The organism is Methylobacterium aquaticum, assembly GCF_016804325.1.
In the GTDB taxonomy this organism is placed as follows: Bacteria; Pseudomonadota; Alphaproteobacteria; order Rhizobiales; family Beijerinckiaceae; genus Methylobacterium; species Methylobacterium aquaticum_C.
In genome coordinates, this window is sequence record NZ_CP043627.1 from 2,381,235 (window position 1) to 2,396,929 (window position 15,695).

Consider the following 15,695-nt stretch of genomic DNA (forward strand, 5'->3'; position numbering starts at 1 on the left):
CGAACACTCTCGGGGAGCATCGACCGGCGATCGGATCGTTCCATCGACCCGGTGCGATTGCGTGAGCGGGCCCGCTATGCACAGGCCTTCCCCAGCGAAATTACTTACGCAGTTTCGCGGGCCGCTGCGTAAGATCTTGTCGCTGATCCGTTTTCGGGAATCGCTTTGGTTAACACTGCGCTAAGTGTTCATCCGCCTATCTCGACACGTTTTGAAACATCTGGCATCCCAAGACTGCGGACGGGGCGAGAGACCAGCCCCGAACTTGAGGACAGCCCCGATGAAGACCCTCGACCTGAAGACCCTCGGCAGCATCGCCGGCGGCACCATCTGCGCGCCCGTCTGCTGCCCCCCGGCCTGCCCCCCGCCCCCGTGCCCCCCGGCCCCGTCCTGCGGCAGCGCCAAGTCCAAGAAGTGCTGATCGCGCAAGCGACAGCCTGATCTCGACGACACCACGAACCGAACAGGAGAGACATCATGAAGAAGCTCGACACCAAGACCCTTGGCACCGTCGCTGGCGGCACCCTCTGCGCCGGCATCTCCGTCTCGGTTTGCGTCCCGGCCTGCCCGCCGGCCCCGACCTGCGGCAGTGCTAAGTCCAAGAAGTGCTGATCGCGCAAGCGACAGCCTGACCTCGACCAACGACGCCGACCCGACAGGAGAGACATCATGAAGAAGCTGAACCTCGCCACCCTCGGCACCGTCGCCGGCGGCACGATCTGCGCCCCGGTCTGCTGCCCCCGGCCTGCCCGCCGCCCCCGTGCCCCCCGGCCCCGTCCTGCGGCAGCAGCAAGTCCAAGAAGTGCTGATCGCGCAAGCGACAGCCTGATCTCGACGACACAACGAACCGACAGGAGAGACACCATGAAGAAGCTCGACACCAAGACCCTCGGCACCGTCGCTGGCGGCACCCTCTGCGCCGGCATCTCCGTCTCGGTTTGCGTCCCGGCCTGCCCGCCGGCCCCGACCTGCGGCAGTGCTAAGTCCAAGAAGTGCTGATCGCGCAAGCGGCAGCCTGACCTCGACCAACGACGCCGAACCGACAGGAGAGACACCATGAAGAAGCTGAACCTCGCCACCCTTGGCACCGTCGCCGGCGGCACCCTCTGCGCCCCGGTCTGCTGCCCCCCGGCCTGCCCGCCGCCCCCGTGCCCCCCGGCCCCGTCCTGCGGCAGCACCAAGTCCAAGAAGTGCTGAGCCACTGACACCGGACCCGTGCGGGGTCGTTTCCCCAAAAGGACAGAGTTCCAAGGACGAAAGTTCCGATGAGCAACGCCCCGCACATTCCCTGGACCTATGCCCGCCTGGCCAGCCTGCCGCTGGCCTGGCGCCGGCGCGCCCTGCGCGCCCTGGTGGCGAGCCGCCGCCTGCTCGGCCGGGACAAGGGCGACGGCTTCGCCGCGACCTTCGAGAGCGTGCTGCGCCTGCCGCGCCGGGAGGCGTTGCGCCTGTCGCGCGAGGCCGTCCACCACGACGTCGCCGCCGAGATCGAGTGGTGCGCCCTGCACAAGCGCCCGATCGCCGCCATCCAGCGCGACATCGACCGGGTGACGGTCTCCGACCCGGCGGTAATGGAGCGGGTCGCCGCCGCCGGCCGGCCGGTGATCCTGGCGCCGCTCCACATGGGCGCCTACGTGCTCGGCCTCGCCGCCCTGATGCTGCGCTACTTCCCCGGTCGGCCGATGCTGATCCTGCGCCAGCGCGACGACATGGCGATGGAGACCGAGGTCATCGAGCGCCTGCGCGAGGTCGACGTCGACGTGCGCTTCCTCACCGTCGGCGAGCGGTCCGACTTCCTGTCCGCGGTGCGCTTCGCCCAGAAGGGCGCGGTGGTCGTGGTGTTCTGCGACCTCGACCCATCCTACGGCGCGCCGGCCGAGATGCCGATGTTCGGCCTGCCGTTCCGCTTCGCCTTCGGCACCGACACCCTGGCCCGGCTCACCGGCGCGACCGTGGTGCCGGTCGCCACCACCATGGACGACCACGGCGACACGGTCGGCCTCGGCCAGCCCTTCGAGGTGCGCGGGAACGCGCCCGAGGAGCGGGCGCAGGTGGCCGGCATCATGCGCCGGCACATCCAGGCCGCCATCGCGGGCAGGCCCGAGCAGTGGCACCTGTGGCCGATGCTCGCCGATTATTTACCATCCTCCGCCAACGTGCAGGACAACTCTCCGGCAGGCGGGGAGGCGCCGCAGACCCTCGCGGCGTGAGGTCTCGCGAGCGGATGGTCGATGAGCGAACCCGCGGCGCCTCCCCCGCGGAGGCCAGTTTCCAGCGTCGGCGGCTCACCGGCACCGTCCACCTGCAGCACGACCGCGGCAGCGTCTGGATGGCGTGGTTCTTCGGCGCGATCATCGTGGTGATCGTCGCCAGCCTGTTCCTCGGCCGGCTCGCCCGCTCCGAATCGGTCCGCGGCTACGTCTCGGCGGCCTCGGGCCTCACCCGCCTCGACGCCCAGGCCGCCGGCATCGTCCGGGACATCGCCGTCAAGCAGGGTGACACGGTCAAGCGCGGCGAGCGCCTGATGCAGGTGCAGCTGCGCGAGCAGACGACCGGCGGCGTCTCGACCGTCGGGGCGACTTTGCGCAGCCTCCAGGAACGGCGCACCGGGCTCGTCGCCGAGGAGGCGCGCCTCTCGGTCTATCTCGATTCCACCCGCGGCGACCGCGCCGAGACGGAGCGCAACGTCACGGCGGTCCTGCGCGCCCTCGACGAGCAGGAGCGCACCCTCAAGGAGGGACTGGCGCAGCAGGAGGAGATGGTCTCCCGCGTCGAGGCCTACATGAAACAGGGCTACGCCACCCGCGAGACCCTCAACGGCCAGCGACGCGCCGCCCTCGACTATGCCCGCCAGATCGCCGAGCTGCGCGCCCGCCGGGCCGAGCTGCGGCAGAGCACCTCCGAGCGCCTGCGGGCGCAGCGCACCGGCGACACCGAGAAGGCGGCCCAGCTCGCCACCACCCGCAACGAGCTGAGCGCGATCGAGGCGCAGATCACCGCGCTCGGCGCCCAGTCGCGCATCGACGTGGTGGCGCCGACCGACGGCCAGGTCGCCGGCCTCTACGTCCAGCCGGGTGATTCGGTCACCGCCGACCAGGTCGTGGCGATCCTCGGCGACACCCGGGCCGATCCACTGGTGGTGCTGGAGGTGCCGGCCCGCGCCATCGGGCTCGCCAAGGTCGGCCAGGAGGTCGTGCTGAAATACGACGCCTTCCCGTTCAAGACCTTCGGCATCGCCAAGGGGACGATCACGGTGATCTCCGGCACGCCGCTCCGCAACCCGATGCTGGCCTCGGCCGACGACGGCACGAGCGACGCGGCGGGGGCGGCGGCCGCGCGCCAATCCGTCTACCGGGTCGAGGTGCGGCCCGATTCGCGCACCATGCGCGCCTACGGGATCGACGAGCCGATCCGCATCGGCTCGACGCTCTCGGCCGACATCGTGGTCGAGCGCCGCCGCCTGATCGACTGGATGCTCGATCCGATCCGGGCGATGCGCGGGAGAGGATGATCCGATGACCGACTGGCTCAAGCGCGCGCTCGCGCCCAAGCGCCGGGTGCGCTCGATCCTCCAGAACGAGGCCAACGAGTGCGGGCTCGCCGCGCTCGCGATGGTGGCGAACTACCACCGCCACGACATCGACCTCGCCTACTTACGCGCGCTGTTCCCGCTCTCGCGCAACGGCATGACGCTCGCCAGCATCGTGCAGCTCGCCGACAGCCTCGACCTCGACGCCAGCGGCTACGCCCTCGACGGCGTGACCGAGCTGGAGCAGGTGGCGCTGCCGGCGATCCTGCACTGGCGCGGCAACCACTTCGTGGTGCTGGAGAAGATCTCCCGCGGAAAATACCACATCCAGGACCCGGAATTCGGCCTGCGCATCTACGAGCGGGCCGACATGGAGCGCCTGTTCGGCGGCATCGTCCTCGAATTCGCGCCCCGGCTCGACTTCCGGGCGATCAAGGTCGGCGACCGGCTCAAGCTGTTCGACATCCTGCGCAGCGCCCGGGGCTTGGGCGGCACGGTGTGGCAGATCACGCTGGTCTCGGTGGCGATCTCGCTTCTCGGCCTCACCACACCGGTGCTGCTGCAGATCGCGCTGGACGTGGTGATCCCGCAGGTCGATCTCGACCTGATGCAGATGCTGGCCGTCGGCCTCGTGCTGATGATGCTGTTCGAGGCGTTCGGGCAGTGGCTGCGCGGCTACATCGCGCTCCGCGCCTCGACGCTGCTCCAGCTCCAGTTCACCCGCAACGTCGTCGGCCACGCGCTGCGCCTGCCGCTGAGCTATTTCGAGCTGCGCCATCCGGGCGATTTCGTCACCCGCATCCAGTCGATCGACACGATCCGCAACTTCATGGTCGGGGGCCTGGTCACGTCGTTTGCCGATATCGGCACGTCGTTCCTGCTCGTCGGGCTGATGTATTATTACTCGCCCGCCATGGCGTCGATCGTGCTCGCGACGCTGGCCGCCGTGCTGGCGATGCGCTTCGTCACCTTCCCGACGCTGAACCGCGCCACCGCGGGCTCGCTCGAGGCGCGCTCGCAGGAGCAGGCGAGCCTGATCGACGGGCTCCAGCGCATCGGCAGCCTGAAGGCGCATAACAGCACCGAGCTCTTCGCCATGAACTGGTTCGAGAGCTTCGCGCGCTTCGCCAATCTCGATTTCCGGGCCAAGAAGGCCGGGCTCGACGCCGAGTTCCTGATGCACGTCGTCATCGCGATCAGCACCGTGGCAACGCTCTATCTCGGCATCACCGGCGTCATCAAGAATACGCTGACGATCGGCACGCTCTACGCCTTCATCGCGTTGCGCACCGACTTCTTCGACCGCGTCAACCACCTGACGACCAGCCTGCTCCAGCTCGCCGCCCTCAAGGTCCATGTCGCCCGCCTCGACGACGTAATCGGCCAGGCACCCGAGGAGGGCCTGCACGAGGCGACCTTCCATCGGGCGATCCGCAAGGAGGTGAAGGTCGAGAACGTCACCATCCGCTTCGGCCGCGGCGACGAACCGATCCTGACCGGCGCCTCGCTGACCATCGATGTCGGCCGCTGCGAGACGATCGCGATCGTCGGCGCCTCCGGATCCGGCAAGTCGTCCTTGATGCGCATCCTGGCGAGCCTCACCGAGCCCGCCGCCGGCACGGTCACCATCGACGGGGCGCCGATCGGCCAGTTCGGCAAGCGCGAGTACCGCGCCAATCTCGGCGTCGTCTTCGCCGACGATGGCCTCTTCGCCGGCACGGTGGCCGACAACCTGTCGCTGTTCGATCCCGCCGTATCCCATGCCGAGATGGAGGCGGCCCTGACCCGGGTCGCTCTGCGCGAGGAGATCGAGCGGCTGCCGCAGGGCTACGCCACCCACGTCTCGGAGGAGGGCAGCGTGCTCTCCACCGGCCAGCGCCGCCGCCTGCTGCTGGCGCGGGCCATCTGCCGCCGGCCGCGGCTGATGCTCCTCGACGAGGTGACGGCGAATCTCGACCCGGCGACGGAAGTCGCCCTCGTCGAGAGCCTGAAGGGCGTGAAGGCCGCCAAGGTGTTCATCACCCACAGCGAGCGCCTGCTCGACCAGGTCGATCGGGTTTTTCGGATCGAGAACGGGCGTCTCACCGAGGATCCGCGCCCGCCGGCACAGCCGGGGGCGCCGGAGACGGAGGCGGCGTGAGGAGGCAGGCGGATGCCTGTCTTGCCCGCTCGACGGTGCCTCGCCCCCCATCGTCGTTGGAGACCGCAGAGACCGGAGTTCGGGACTGGGGAAGGCTGAGTTTCGATCGGCCGCAGCCACAGGCTACACTTCCTTCGAAAATCACCATAGGGTGGCGGCCGAACAACCGACCGACTTTCCGTTCGACAGGAGCGCCCCATGCCCGAGCCCAGAACTGGCCGCATCTTGATTTTGCCAGTACTAGCTTGGTTGGCGACACTGCCGATCGCATCGGAAAGTGCGCGTGCCGCCTCGGCAACCATCGTGGCGCTCGGCGCCAGCAACACGGAGGGGATGAAGCTCTCCACGGCAGAAGCCTATCCCGCCCAGCTGGAACAGATCCTGCGCGCGAAGGGTCTCGATGTATCGGTCATCAATGCGGGTGTGAGCGGAGATACCTCCGAAGGCATGCTAAACCGTCTTGGCTCGAGCGTGCCGGACGGGACGCGGCTGGTCATCCTACAGCCGGGTAGCAACGACGGTCGGGGTGGGCGGCGGCAAGGCGGTCGTATCGTCGATCCAGGGCAATCGGCGGCCAATCTCGACGCCGTGATCACGCAATTGCAGGCACGCGGCATCGCGGTCGCCGTTTTCAACGGGCTCGGAGGCGCCGCGCGCGAGGCGGCCATGCGGCATCACGCCATTTTCCTCGGTCAGTTCTCCGCCGGCATTCCCGCCAGCGCGCGGCAACCGGACGGTCAGCATCTCACGGCCGAGGGCTACGGCATGGTCGCGCAGCGCATCGCGCCGAAGATCGGCGCGATGCTCGGCCGGAGCGGTCGCTGAGGAACGGCGATGCGACCACGATGATGGCGATGCCGGCCATCCTCGGCAGCCCTTCGCACGGTCGAACCCGTTGGGATGAGACAGCAGCGTCAATTCCTATCGAGGCTCTTCAGACCGCGACACCCGCAGGATCGGTGCCGGGAATCGCCTCGCGGCAGGCGTCGCGCTGCCGCGCAGGGCCGGAGCCTTCTCGACCGGCACCGCCGCGAGCGAGCGGCGCAGGGGCGGCGACGACGGGGGCGCGACCGACTCGAATCGCCGGGCAGCCGGCCCGCCAGGCGCAGTATCCAGCAGAGCCGCGGCCGCCGCCAGTTGCAGCGCCTGCCCATCGCGCTCGTTCAAGACGATCTCCGCCGCCACCTCGGCATTGGCGAGTTCGCCGCGGATGTTCAATTCATCGAGGACGGTGCGAAACCCCGCCGCCCGCTCGATCCCGAAGCCCCGCATCGTCTCGCGCAGCTCGCGGATGCGGGCAACAAGCTGGGTGTATTGCTCGGCGGTAGCCTGCCGGCGCGCGAAGGCGATGCGGGCCGAGGTGAGCGTCGCGAGTTCCTTGTCCTGCGCCTCGTAGCCGCGCTGGCGCGCCACCGCCGAGGCCTCGCCGATTCGCGGCAGGCTGCCCGGCGTGTAGATCGGCACGGTCGCGACCACCCGGGTGGTGGTGTCGGTGATCCGGTCGAGGACCGGGCTGTAGCCGACCTGGGCGATCTTCGAGAATTGCAGGTTGACCCTCGGCAGGAGGTCGGCGACCGCGGCCTTGGCCTGATATCCCGCGGCCTCCGCCTCGAGCTGGGATGCGGCGATGTCCGGATTGGCCGTCCGCACCAGTTCGGCATAGGCGTCGGCGCTGCGCGGCAGCCGGTCGGGCAGGCGCGGCGGCAGCATCCGCTCCGGCGCCATCCGGGTCAGCCGGGTGAACTCGAGCCGGGACGCGGTGAGGTCGGCCTGGGCGCGAATCCGCAGGGCCTCGGCCTCCTGCACCCGCGAGCGGGCGAGCGCCACGTCGGTGCGGGTGGCGTCGTTGAGCTCGAACTGCTTGTCGGTGAAGGCGGCGATGCGCTGGATCGCCACGAGCTGCGCGTCGCGGGCCGCCAGGATCCGAGTGTCGCGCAGCACCGCGATGTAGGCGATGGCAGTGTCGAGCAGCACCTGCTGGCGCCGGCCGATCAGCAGCAGACGGCCCGATTCGGCCAGCGTCCGCGCCGTCTGGTAGCCGTTCCAGCGCTGGAACCCGTCGAAGAGCGGCAGGTTCGCGGTGAGACCGACCACCGTCGGCGACCGCCGCGGCGTCGCGTCGAGCCCGACCGTAGGCGGCGCGGCTTCCGGCGAATAGGTGATGCGGCTCCGCAGCGGCCGGTCGGCCGTGAAGGCGACGGTGGGCATGAAGGCATCGATGGCGCCGCGCAGGCGCTCCTCGGCCCCATCCTGGCGCGCCCGCTCGGCCCGCAGCACGAAGCTCGCGTCGAGCGCCGCGGCCGAGGCCTCCTCGAGGCTCTGCGCCCGGGCCGCGCCGGCCGAGCCCGCCAGGATCGCCAGGCTCGCCATGATGCCGCAGCCCAGCCTCTCCAACCTCGCGCGCCGCACCGGCATCTGATCTCCGAAGGGTAGGGGGCGCCTTCCTGGCGAGGACCTGCGAACGGCCGCTCTCTTCTTCGCGCAACAGGGTGAACGAAGCCTTACCTACGGACGCAGCGACTCACGGGGATCGGCTGCGCAGGACGACGATACCGGATTTGTTGGGACGACTGACTTTTGATTGCGATATCGCAATGTCGTTTTCCACGGCCGCCACGTCGATCCGCCAACGACATTTGATATTATCTCATACCACATCTGATTGATTGATACGGATCTCAAAACCATCCCGTCATTCCGGGCTCCGCTTTCGCGGCCCGGAATGACGAGGAGGGTGTGAAAACGGTCGAGAGGGCCGAACAGGCTCTGACATCCGAGACCGATCGAGAGGCGAGTGGTCCGGCCCACCCCGCGACGCCGAACCATCACCCGGCAGTCGGGAACACCACGGCACCCTCCGCCTCCTGCCCCCGCGCCGGCACACCGCCGAGCGGGCCGACGGCGATCGAGCGCAGCAGGGTCGCCCGCGCGGTGCGCAGATGCGCCCGGCAGGTCTGGTCGATCTGGCGCAGGTCGCGCGAGCGCAGGGCGGCGATGTAGTCCAGATGCTCGCCCAGGGCGACGCGGTGGCGCTCCTTCTCGTCCGATTTGTCCCACTGGTAATGATAGTGGAAGATGATCGAGATCACGTCGTAGAAATCGCGGATGAAGCGGTTGCGCGAGGCATCGAGGATCAGCCGGTGCAACCGCTCGTCGAGGCGCGAGAAGTCGCGATGGCGCGCGTCGATCTCGGCGAGCAGGGCGTGATGCTCGCGCTCGATCGAAGCGAGTTCGGCCCAGGCCGGTGAATCCGGCGCCAGCTCGACGAAGCGGCGGGCCGAGCGCAGCTCGAACATCTCGCGGATCTCGTAGATCTCGGCGGCGAAGTCCGGCGTCACCCCGGCGAAGATCCAGCCGCTGTTCTCGCGCCGCTTCAAGAGCCCGAACTGGCTGAACCGGGTCAGGTATTCCCGCACCGCCGTGGTCGAGACGCCGAACAGCCGCGCCAGTTCCGAGGTGTTGACCACCTGGCCCGGGCGGCAATCGCCCTGGAGCACCCATTGCATGAACTTGCGCTCGACGGCCTCCGCCACCGTCTCGGTCTCGACGCCCGGGAAATGATCCTCCGGCACCGGGTGACGGATCAGGCATCGCCGCCCCCCGTCGGTCGCGACGATGCCGGCCGCGGCGAGGCCGGCCAGCACGCCCCGCACGGTGGTGCGGCTGACCTCCAGCGCCTCGGACAATTCGGCCTCCGAGGCGCACCACGGCCCGAGCGGCCGTGCGGCGAGCGTGGACAAGCATTGGTTGTAGGCCCGCTTGTGGACCGTGTTCGCCCGCATTCCACCCTCCCAGGACGGCGATTCCAGTATGCCGGCCGGAAACCGTCCATCCGCCTCGGATCGGTTTTTCGCACATAAAAAACCGTTTGACAGCCGCAGCGAGGCGGTTCTTTATGCATGATAATACATAAGACCCACCCTGCGAGGACACGCCCTTGGCCCCGATCGGCAGCATTTCCGCCTGCGCGGCGCATCGCGCATGAGCGCCGCCCGGACAAACCGGCGGGTCGTCCAGTTCGGCACCAGCCGCTTCCTGCAAGCCCATGCCGACCTGTTCATCCACGAGGCGCGCGAGGCCGGCCAGGCGGTCGGCCCGGTCGCGGTGGTGCAGACGTCAGGCAGCGCTGCCCGCGCCGGGCGCGTCGCCGCCTTCGGGGCGGCGAGCGGCTATCCAGTCGTCATCCGCGGCATCGCCGACGGGGCTCCGGTCGAGCGGCAGGTCACCGTCACCAGCATCGACCGCGGCCTCTCGGCCACCACCGACTGGGACGCGGTGACGGCCCTGTTCGTCGAGGAGGCCGAGATCGTCCTCTCGAATACCGGCGATACCGGCTACGCGATCGACCCGGCCGATCGCGGTCCGGGCCTCGTCGCGGCGCATCCCCCGGTCTCGTTTCCGGGCAAGCTGACCCAGCTCCTGTATCGCCGCTGGCAGGCGGGCGGGCGCCCGCTCACTCTGCTGCCCTGCGAACTCGTCAACCGCAACGGCCGGGTGCTCCAGGGCCTCGTCCTCGACCTCGCCGCGGAAGCCGGATTGCCGGAGGCGTTCTCGGCCTGGCTGCGCGAGAGCGTGATCGTCACCGACACGCTGGTCGACCGCATCGTCTCCGAACCGATCGAGCCCGTCGGCGCGGTGGCCGAGCCCTACGCCCTGTGGGCGATCGAGCGCCGGCCCGGCCTCGTGCTCCCGTGCGAGCATCCCTGCATCGTGCTCGCCGACGATCTCGAACCCTACGAGCGGCTGAAGCTGCACATCCTCAATCTCGGCCACACGTTCCTGGCCGAGATCTGGCAGCGCGAGGGCCGGCCTGAGGCTGAGACCGTGCGCGAGATCCTGGCCGATCCGGCGATCCGGGCCCGGCTCGACGCGCTCTACCGCGACGAGGTGGTGCCGGGATTCGCCGCCCGCGGGATGGAGGCGGAGGCCACGGCCTATGTCGCCGCCACCCTCGACCGGTTCCTCAACCCCTACCTGAACCACCGCATCGCCGACATCGCCCAGAACCACGTCCAGAAGGTCGAGCGCCGGGTCGACGCCTTCCTGGCCTGGGTCGAGGAGGCGGGCGTGAGCTTGCCGGCGCCGGTGCTGCGGGCGCTCGCCGCCGCCCATCCGAAATCGGGCGCGGCATGACCTACCAGTTCGATTTCGCGTCCCTGCTGCCGTACTGGCGCGACTTCGCGGCCGGCGTCTGGCTGACGCTCCAGCTGTCGGCGGTGGCGACGGTTCTGGGTTTCATCGGCGGCGCGCTCTGTGCCATCGCCCGGGCCGACGGGCCGCCCTGGCTCCAGCGGATCGTCGGCGCCTATGTCGAGGTGATCCGCAACACGCCGCTGCTGGTCCAGATCTTCCTGGTCTATTTCGGCATCGCGGTGCTGGGCCTGCGGGTCGATGCCAACGTGGCGGCGGTGCTGGCACTCGTCGTCAACGTCGTGGCCTATACCTGCGAGATCATGCGCGCCGGGATCGAGAGCATCCATCGGGCGCAGGTCGAGGCCGGCGAGTGCCTGGGGCTGAACCGCCGCCAGATCTACTGGCACGTGGTGCTCCGCCCGGCGATCGAGCGGGTCTACCCGGCTCTCGTCAGCCAGTACGTGCTGCTGATGCTCGCTTCCTCGATCTGCTCACAGATCTCGGCCGAGGAGCTGACGGCGGTGGCCAACCGCATCCAGTCCGACACCTTCCGCAGCTTCGAGACCTACATCGTCGTCGGCCTCGTCTACCTCGCCCTGTCCTTCGTCGTGCGGTGGGCCTTCTGGGGCTTCGGCCAACTCGTCTTCACCCGCCGGCGCAAGCTCGGCACGGCTCTGTAAGGGGAGGGGTGTGATGCCGACCTTCGGACCCCAGCACCTCTGGTTCCTGCTCCAGGCCGCCGGCTGGACGCTGGCGCTCTCGGCCATCGCCTTCATCGGCGGCGGCCTCCTCGGCTTCGGCGTGGCGCTCGCGCGCATCTCGCGCAACCGCGTCCTGCGGGGCCTGGCCTCGGCCTACGTGCAGGTGGTGCAGGGCACGCCGCTCCTGATCCTGCTGTTCATGATCTATTTCGGCCTCGCCATCGCGGGCTTCGACCAGTTGCCGGCGCTGATCGCCGCGGGTGCCGGGCTCACCATCTACGCCTCGGGCTTCCTCGGCGAGATCTGGCGCGGCTGCATCGAGGCGGTGCCGAAGACCCAGTGGGAGGCGGCGGAGTGCCTGGCCCTGTCGCCCTGGCAGCGCCTGACCCGGGTGGTGCTGCCGCAGGCGATGCGGCTCGCCACCGCTCCGACGGTGGGGTTCCTGGTCCAGATCGTCAAGAACACCTCGCTCGCCTCGGTCGTCGGCTTCGTGGAATTGTCGCAGGCCGGCAAGCTCATCAACAACTCGATCTTCCAGCCCTTCATCATCTTCGTGATCGTGGCGCTGTTCTACTTCGCCATCTGCTATCCGCTGTCGGCCTGGAGCCGCGGGCTGGAGAGGAGGCTCAATGTCGGCCGTCGTTAAGCTTGCCAACGTCCACAAGAGCTTCGGCCCGCTGAAGGTCTTGGACGGCGTCTCGTTCGAGGTCGGCCGCGGCGAGGTGGTGGCGCTGATCGGCCAGTCCGGCTCCGGCAAGTCGACGGCGCTCCGCTGCATCAACGCGCTCGAGACGATCGAGGAAGGCGCGATCGAGGTCTGCGGCCACGCGATCCATTCGCCCAGCCTCGACAAGCGGGCCCTGCGCCTCTCCGTCGGCATCGTCTTCCAGAGCTACAACCTCTTCCCGCATCTCACCGCGCTCCAGAACATCATGCTGGCGCCGACCTGCGTGAAGGGCCTCAAGCGGGGTGCGGCCCGCGACCTGGCGATGGAGTGCCTGACCCGGGTCGGGCTCGCCGAAAAGGCCGAGCACTATCCCGAGCAATTGTCCGGCGGGCAGCAGCAGCGGGTCGCCATCGCCCGGTCGCTCGCCATGCAGCCGCAGGTGATGCTGTTCGACGAGGTCACCTCGGCGCTCGACCCGCAGCTGACCTCGGAAGTGCTGAAGGTCATGGAGGATCTCGCCCGCGGCGGCATGACCATGATCCTGGTCACCCACGAGATGGGCTTTGCCCGCCGCGTTGCCGGCACCGTCATCTACATGCGCCAGGGCCGGGTCTGGGAGACCCTGGCCGGGCGCGACCTCGACAACCCACGCACGCCAGAACTGCGCGACTTCGTCGGCAGCGGGCTGTGATCAAGAAGGAGATTTGGGGATGAAGCGCAGGACCTTCCTGGCCGGCGGCCTCGCGGCCGCCTCGACCCTGGCGATGCCGGCGCTCGCCGACACGCTGGACACGATCAGGAGCCGCAAGAAGCTGCTCGTCGCCCTCGATCTCGGCTCGCCGCCCTTCGGCATGACCGATGCCGCGATGCAGCCGACCGGCTCGGACGTCGAGACCGCGCGGCTACTTGCCGCCGACTGGGAGCTGCCGCTCGAGGTCGTGCAGGTGACGAGCCCGAACCGGGTGCCGTTCCTGCTCACCGGCAAGGCCGACATGGTCATCGCCTCGTTCAGCGTGAACGAGGAGCGCCAGAAGGTGATCGACTTCTCGGACCCCTACGGGGTGATCCAGGCGGTGATCGCCGGGCCGAAGGACCGCGAGGTCAAGGATTATGCCGCAATCGTCGGCAAGCGCCTCGGCACCACCCGCGGCAGCACAAACGACAAGGAGGCGACCACCCGCGCCCAGGGCGCCCAGATGGTGCGCTACGACGACGACGCTACGCTGATCACCGCGATGGTCTCGGGCCAGGTCGACATGGTGGCGACCTCGCCGCAGGTGATGAACACCGCCAATGCCCGCAAGCCCCCGGCGCCGTTCGAGACCAAGATCGTGATGCGGACGTTCCCCTATGCGATCGGCATCCGCAAGGGCGAGGGCAAGCTCCAGACCGCGCTCAACGAGTGGGTGCACAAGAACCTGCGCAACGGCAAGCTCAACACGATCTACAAGACCTATCACGGCAGCGACCTGCCGCCCGAGATGCTGGCGTAATCAGGGTCAGGCGCGGGCCTCTCCTCTCCCCGCGGGCGGGGAGAGGGCCGAGCCCTCGTTCAGAGGGTGCGGCGAGCCCGCAGGGCGAGGGTGAGGGGGTTTTGCCGGAGGAGTCTCATCCTGAGATACCCCCTCACCCTCGCTCCGGCTTTCGCCTCCGCTTGCCGCGTCTCCTGAACGTCGACACGGCCCTCTCCCCGCCCGCGGGGAGAGGGGCAGGCCCGCGCCTCATGTTCTCCCCAACCAGCCCCTATCCCACTCCATCCTCCCGAAAGACCCATCCCATGAAGGTGCTCCTCTGCGACGAGCCGGGCCGGCTGCGGCTGACCGAGCGGCCGGAGCCGGTTCCGGCCGAGGGCGAGGCGCTGGTGCGCATCCGCCGGGTCGGCATCTGCGGCACGGATTTCCACATCTACCAGGGCAAACACCCGTTCCTGCAATATCCGCGGGTGATGGGCCACGAGCTCTCCGGCACGATCGAGCGGGCGCCGGCCGGGAGCGGGCTGGAGGCGGGCCAGAACTGCTACGTCGTGCCCTACCTGTCCTGCGGACATTGCGTCGCCTGCCGCAAGGGCGTGACCAATGCCTGCCAGAACATCAGCGTGCTCGGCGTCCATTGCGACGGCGGCATGGCCGAGCTGATCAGCGTGCCGGCCCGGAACGTGGTGCCGGTGGGCGACACCCCGCTCGACGACGCCGCGATGATCGAGTTCCTGGCGATCGGCGCCCACGGCGTGAAGCGCGGCGGCATCACCGCCGGGGACCGGGTGCTGGTGGTCGGCTCGGGGCCGATCGGCATGTCGGCGGTGATCTTCGCCAAGGCGCGCGGCGCCCACGTCACGGTCATGGACCTGCGCGAGGACCGGCTGGCCTTCACGCAGACCTCGCTCGGCGCCGACGCGCTGCTTCTCGCCAATGACGAGGCCGAGGCGAAGGCGAGCGCCGCCACGTCGGGCGACTTCTACGATTGCGTCATCGACTGCACCGGCAACCGCGCCGCGATGCAGCGCGGCTTCGGCTTCGTCGGCCATGGCGGGCGCTATGTGCTGGTGAGCGTGGTGCGCGACGACATCGTGTTCTCCGACCCCGAATTCCACAAGCGCGAGACCACCCTGTTCGCCAGCCGCAACGCCCAACCCGACGACTTCGCCGAGGTGGTGCGCCAGATGCAGGCGGGCCGGGTGCCGACCCAGGCCCTGCGCACCCATCGCGGCGCGCTGACGGATGGACCGGAGCTGTTCCGCGACTGGCTGCGGCCGGAGGCGGGGGTGATCAAGGCGATTCTGGAACTCTGACTGCATTACACCGCAGGGGACTTTTCCATCCCACCCGCGACCTCATCCTGAGGTGCCCACGAAGTGGGCCTCGAAGGAGGGCTCCAGATGCCGCTGCGATCCCTGGACCCTCCTTCGAGGTCAGTCGATCCTTGATCGACTGACACCTCAGGATGAGGTCGCGGGTGGGATGGAGAATGTCGAACGGTCAAGCAAGCCATCAACCCAGGTGAAGGCACCAGCCCGCGCCGTCGGGCATGCCGGTGGCATGGACCGACGACACCTCACCACCGGAGACGGCCGCCTCTCCCCCTCCGACCTGCGCCTCTGGGTGGTGCTGGCCATGGCGCTGGTCTTCCTGACGCTGGGCGGCCTGTTCCTGGCGGCGCCCGCGCTCGGCGCGCTGATCTACGGCGTGCCGGAGCCCGAAGGGGCCGGCCGCACTTATCTCAGGGCGATCGGCGCGCGGGACGCCGCCCTCGCGATTCATCTCGCCGGCCTCGGCCTGTTCTCGACCCGGCGCGCCGTGGCGATCGTGCTGGCGGGCAGCCTCGTCATCCCGGCCTGCGACCTCGCCCTCATCCTGTCCGCCGGCACGGCGGCCTGGTGGCAGGTGGCGTTGCACGGGATGAGCGCCGGGGTGCTGGCAGTCATCGCCCTGTGGATGCTGGCCCCGGCGAGAGAGCCTGTTTGAGCGGCTGCGTCGGTCGATCCGACCTAGAGCATTTTCCGACGAAGTGGATACCGGTTCGTCGCAG

At 69.1% G+C, this 15,695-nt stretch carries 17 protein-coding genes; 15 read left to right on the top strand and 2 right to left on the bottom strand.

Annotation, left to right across the window (positions count from 1 at the left end; translation table 11 throughout):
• Positions 1-280: 280 nt before the first annotated feature.
• The 8 genes from F1D61_RS10655 to F1D61_RS10680 all read left to right on the top strand — a co-directional run bounded on the left by F1D61_RS10655 (position 281) and on the right by F1D61_RS10680 (position 6,494).
• Positions 281-421 carry a hypothetical protein gene (locus F1D61_RS10655; protein WP_203157813.1) on the top strand — a complete coding sequence of 47 codons (141 nt, stop codon included), beginning with the start codon at positions 281-283 and terminating at the stop codon, positions 419-421.
• Between the two features lie 56 nt (positions 422-477).
• Complete coding sequence (locus tag F1D61_RS34805; protein WP_281437041.1) at positions 478-612, top strand: hypothetical protein; 135 nt, start codon at positions 478-480, stop codon at positions 610-612.
• Between the two features lie 252 nt (positions 613-864).
• Positions 865-999, top strand: a complete 135-nt coding sequence (locus F1D61_RS34810; protein ID WP_281437041.1) for a hypothetical protein — start codon at positions 865-867, stop codon at positions 997-999.
• Positions 1,000-1,056: 57 nt separating this feature from the next.
• Complete coding sequence (locus F1D61_RS10660) at positions 1,057-1,197, top strand: hypothetical protein (RefSeq protein ID WP_203157814.1); 141 nt, start codon at positions 1,057-1,059, stop codon at positions 1,195-1,197.
• Between the two features lie 68 nt (positions 1,198-1,265).
• On the top strand, positions 1,266-2,210 hold the full coding sequence (locus F1D61_RS10665; protein ID WP_203157815.1) for a hypothetical protein: 945 nt from the start codon (positions 1,266-1,268) through the stop codon (positions 2,208-2,210).
• A 14-nt stretch (positions 2,211-2,224) separates the two neighbouring features.
• Positions 2,225-3,511 (top strand): HlyD family secretion protein, encoded by a 1,287-nt coding sequence (locus F1D61_RS10670; RefSeq protein ID WP_203157816.1) that lies wholly within the window; start codon positions 2,225-2,227, stop codon positions 3,509-3,511.
• Between the two features lie 4 nt (positions 3,512-3,515).
• On the top strand, positions 3,516-5,669 hold the full coding sequence (locus F1D61_RS10675; RefSeq protein ID WP_203157817.1) for a peptidase domain-containing ABC transporter: 2,154 nt from the start codon (positions 3,516-3,518) through the stop codon (positions 5,667-5,669).
• Positions 5,670-5,867: 198 nt separating this feature from the next.
• Positions 5,868-6,494: a GDSL-type esterase/lipase family protein gene (locus F1D61_RS10680; RefSeq protein WP_203157818.1), complete on the top strand. Its 627-nt coding sequence runs from the start codon at positions 5,868-5,870 to the stop codon at positions 6,492-6,494.
• Positions 6,495-6,590: 96 nt separating this feature from the next.
• On the opposite strand, the gene F1D61_RS10685 is transcribed toward F1D61_RS10680, so the two are convergent.
• Both F1D61_RS10685 and F1D61_RS10690 read right to left on the bottom strand, forming a co-directional pair.
• Positions 6,591-8,084 carry a TolC family protein gene (locus tag F1D61_RS10685; RefSeq protein ID WP_203157819.1) on the bottom strand — a complete coding sequence of 498 codons (1,494 nt, stop codon included), beginning with the start codon at positions 8,082-8,084 and terminating at the stop codon, positions 6,591-6,593.
• Between the two features lie 410 nt (positions 8,085-8,494).
• Complete coding sequence (locus F1D61_RS10690) at positions 8,495-9,451, bottom strand: GntR family transcriptional regulator (protein ID WP_203157820.1); 957 nt, start codon at positions 9,449-9,451, stop codon at positions 8,495-8,497.
• Between the two features lie 199 nt (positions 9,452-9,650).
• On the opposite strand from F1D61_RS10690, the gene F1D61_RS10695 reads away from it, so the two are divergent.
• The 7 genes from F1D61_RS10695 (at position 9,651) to F1D61_RS10725 (ending at position 15,631) form a co-directional block, all read left to right on the top strand.
• A complete protein-coding gene (locus tag F1D61_RS10695) occupies positions 9,651-10,802 on the top strand; it encodes a mannitol dehydrogenase family protein (protein ID WP_203157821.1) in 1,152 nt (383 codons plus the stop codon).
• Positions 10,799-11,482, top strand: coding sequence for an amino acid ABC transporter permease (locus F1D61_RS10700; RefSeq protein ID WP_203157822.1), 684 nt, complete (start codon positions 10,799-10,801; stop codon positions 11,480-11,482). The genes F1D61_RS10695 and F1D61_RS10700 overlap by 4 nt, the downstream gene beginning before the upstream one ends.
• A gap of 13 nt (positions 11,483-11,495) precedes the next feature.
• Positions 11,496-12,149 carry an amino acid ABC transporter permease gene (locus F1D61_RS10705; RefSeq protein WP_203157823.1) on the top strand — a complete coding sequence of 218 codons (654 nt, stop codon included), beginning with the start codon at positions 11,496-11,498 and terminating at the stop codon, positions 12,147-12,149.
• Positions 12,133-12,861, top strand: a complete 729-nt coding sequence (locus tag F1D61_RS10710; protein WP_203157824.1) for an amino acid ABC transporter ATP-binding protein — start codon at positions 12,133-12,135, stop codon at positions 12,859-12,861. Before F1D61_RS10705 ends, F1D61_RS10710 begins: the two co-directional genes overlap by 17 nt.
• Positions 12,862-12,880: 19 nt before the next feature.
• Entirely contained in the window at positions 12,881-13,663 is a 783-nt protein-coding gene (locus tag F1D61_RS10715; protein ID WP_203157825.1) for a transporter substrate-binding domain-containing protein, read from the top strand.
• A gap of 284 nt (positions 13,664-13,947) precedes the next feature.
• Positions 13,948-14,958 (top strand): zinc-binding alcohol dehydrogenase family protein, encoded by a 1,011-nt coding sequence (locus F1D61_RS10720; protein WP_203157826.1) that lies wholly within the window; start codon positions 13,948-13,950, stop codon positions 14,956-14,958.
• A 247-nt stretch (positions 14,959-15,205) separates the two neighbouring features.
• Complete coding sequence (locus tag F1D61_RS10725; RefSeq protein WP_203157827.1) at positions 15,206-15,631, top strand: DUF4267 domain-containing protein; 426 nt, start codon at positions 15,206-15,208, stop codon at positions 15,629-15,631.
• Positions 15,632-15,695 lie beyond the last annotated feature (64 nt).

Excerpts from the sequence above, each read along its gene's own strand:
- F1D61_RS10655 (WP_203157813.1), top strand. The coding sequence starts at position 281 with ATGAAGACCCTCGACCTGAAGACCCTCGGCAGCATCGCCGGCGGCACC.
- F1D61_RS34805 (WP_281437041.1), top strand. The coding sequence starts at position 478 with ATGAAGAAGCTCGACACCAAGACCCTTGGCACCGTCGCTGGCGGCACC.
- F1D61_RS34810 (WP_281437041.1), top strand. The coding sequence starts at position 865 with ATGAAGAAGCTCGACACCAAGACCCTCGGCACCGTCGCTGGCGGCACC.
- F1D61_RS10660 (WP_203157814.1), top strand. The coding sequence starts at position 1,057 with ATGAAGAAGCTGAACCTCGCCACCCTTGGCACCGTCGCCGGCGGCACC.
- F1D61_RS10665 (WP_203157815.1), top strand. The coding sequence starts at position 1,266 with ATGAGCAACGCCCCGCACATTCCCTGGACCTATGCCCGCCTGGCCAGC.
- F1D61_RS10670 (WP_203157816.1), top strand. The coding sequence starts at position 2,225 with ATGGTCGATGAGCGAACCCGCGGCGCCTCCCCCGCGGAGGCCAGTTTC.
- F1D61_RS10675 (WP_203157817.1), top strand. The coding sequence starts at position 3,516 with ATGACCGACTGGCTCAAGCGCGCGCTCGCGCCCAAGCGCCGGGTGCGC.
- F1D61_RS10680 (WP_203157818.1), top strand. The coding sequence starts at position 5,868 with ATGCCCGAGCCCAGAACTGGCCGCATCTTGATTTTGCCAGTACTAGCT.
- F1D61_RS10685 (WP_203157819.1), bottom strand. The coding sequence starts at position 8,084 with ATGCCGGTGCGGCGCGCGAGGTTGGAGAGGCTGGGCTGCGGCATCATG.
- F1D61_RS10690 (WP_203157820.1), bottom strand. The coding sequence starts at position 9,451 with ATGCGGGCGAACACGGTCCACAAGCGGGCCTACAACCAATGCTTGTCC.
- F1D61_RS10695 (WP_203157821.1), top strand. The coding sequence starts at position 9,651 with ATGAGCGCCGCCCGGACAAACCGGCGGGTCGTCCAGTTCGGCACCAGC.
- F1D61_RS10700 (WP_203157822.1), top strand. The coding sequence starts at position 10,799 with ATGACCTACCAGTTCGATTTCGCGTCCCTGCTGCCGTACTGGCGCGAC.
- F1D61_RS10705 (WP_203157823.1), top strand. The coding sequence starts at position 11,496 with ATGCCGACCTTCGGACCCCAGCACCTCTGGTTCCTGCTCCAGGCCGCC.
- F1D61_RS10710 (WP_203157824.1), top strand. The coding sequence starts at position 12,133 with ATGTCGGCCGTCGTTAAGCTTGCCAACGTCCACAAGAGCTTCGGCCCG.
- F1D61_RS10715 (WP_203157825.1), top strand. The coding sequence starts at position 12,881 with ATGAAGCGCAGGACCTTCCTGGCCGGCGGCCTCGCGGCCGCCTCGACC.
- F1D61_RS10720 (WP_203157826.1), top strand. The coding sequence starts at position 13,948 with ATGAAGGTGCTCCTCTGCGACGAGCCGGGCCGGCTGCGGCTGACCGAG.
- F1D61_RS10725 (WP_203157827.1), top strand. The coding sequence starts at position 15,206 with ATGGACCGACGACACCTCACCACCGGAGACGGCCGCCTCTCCCCCTCC.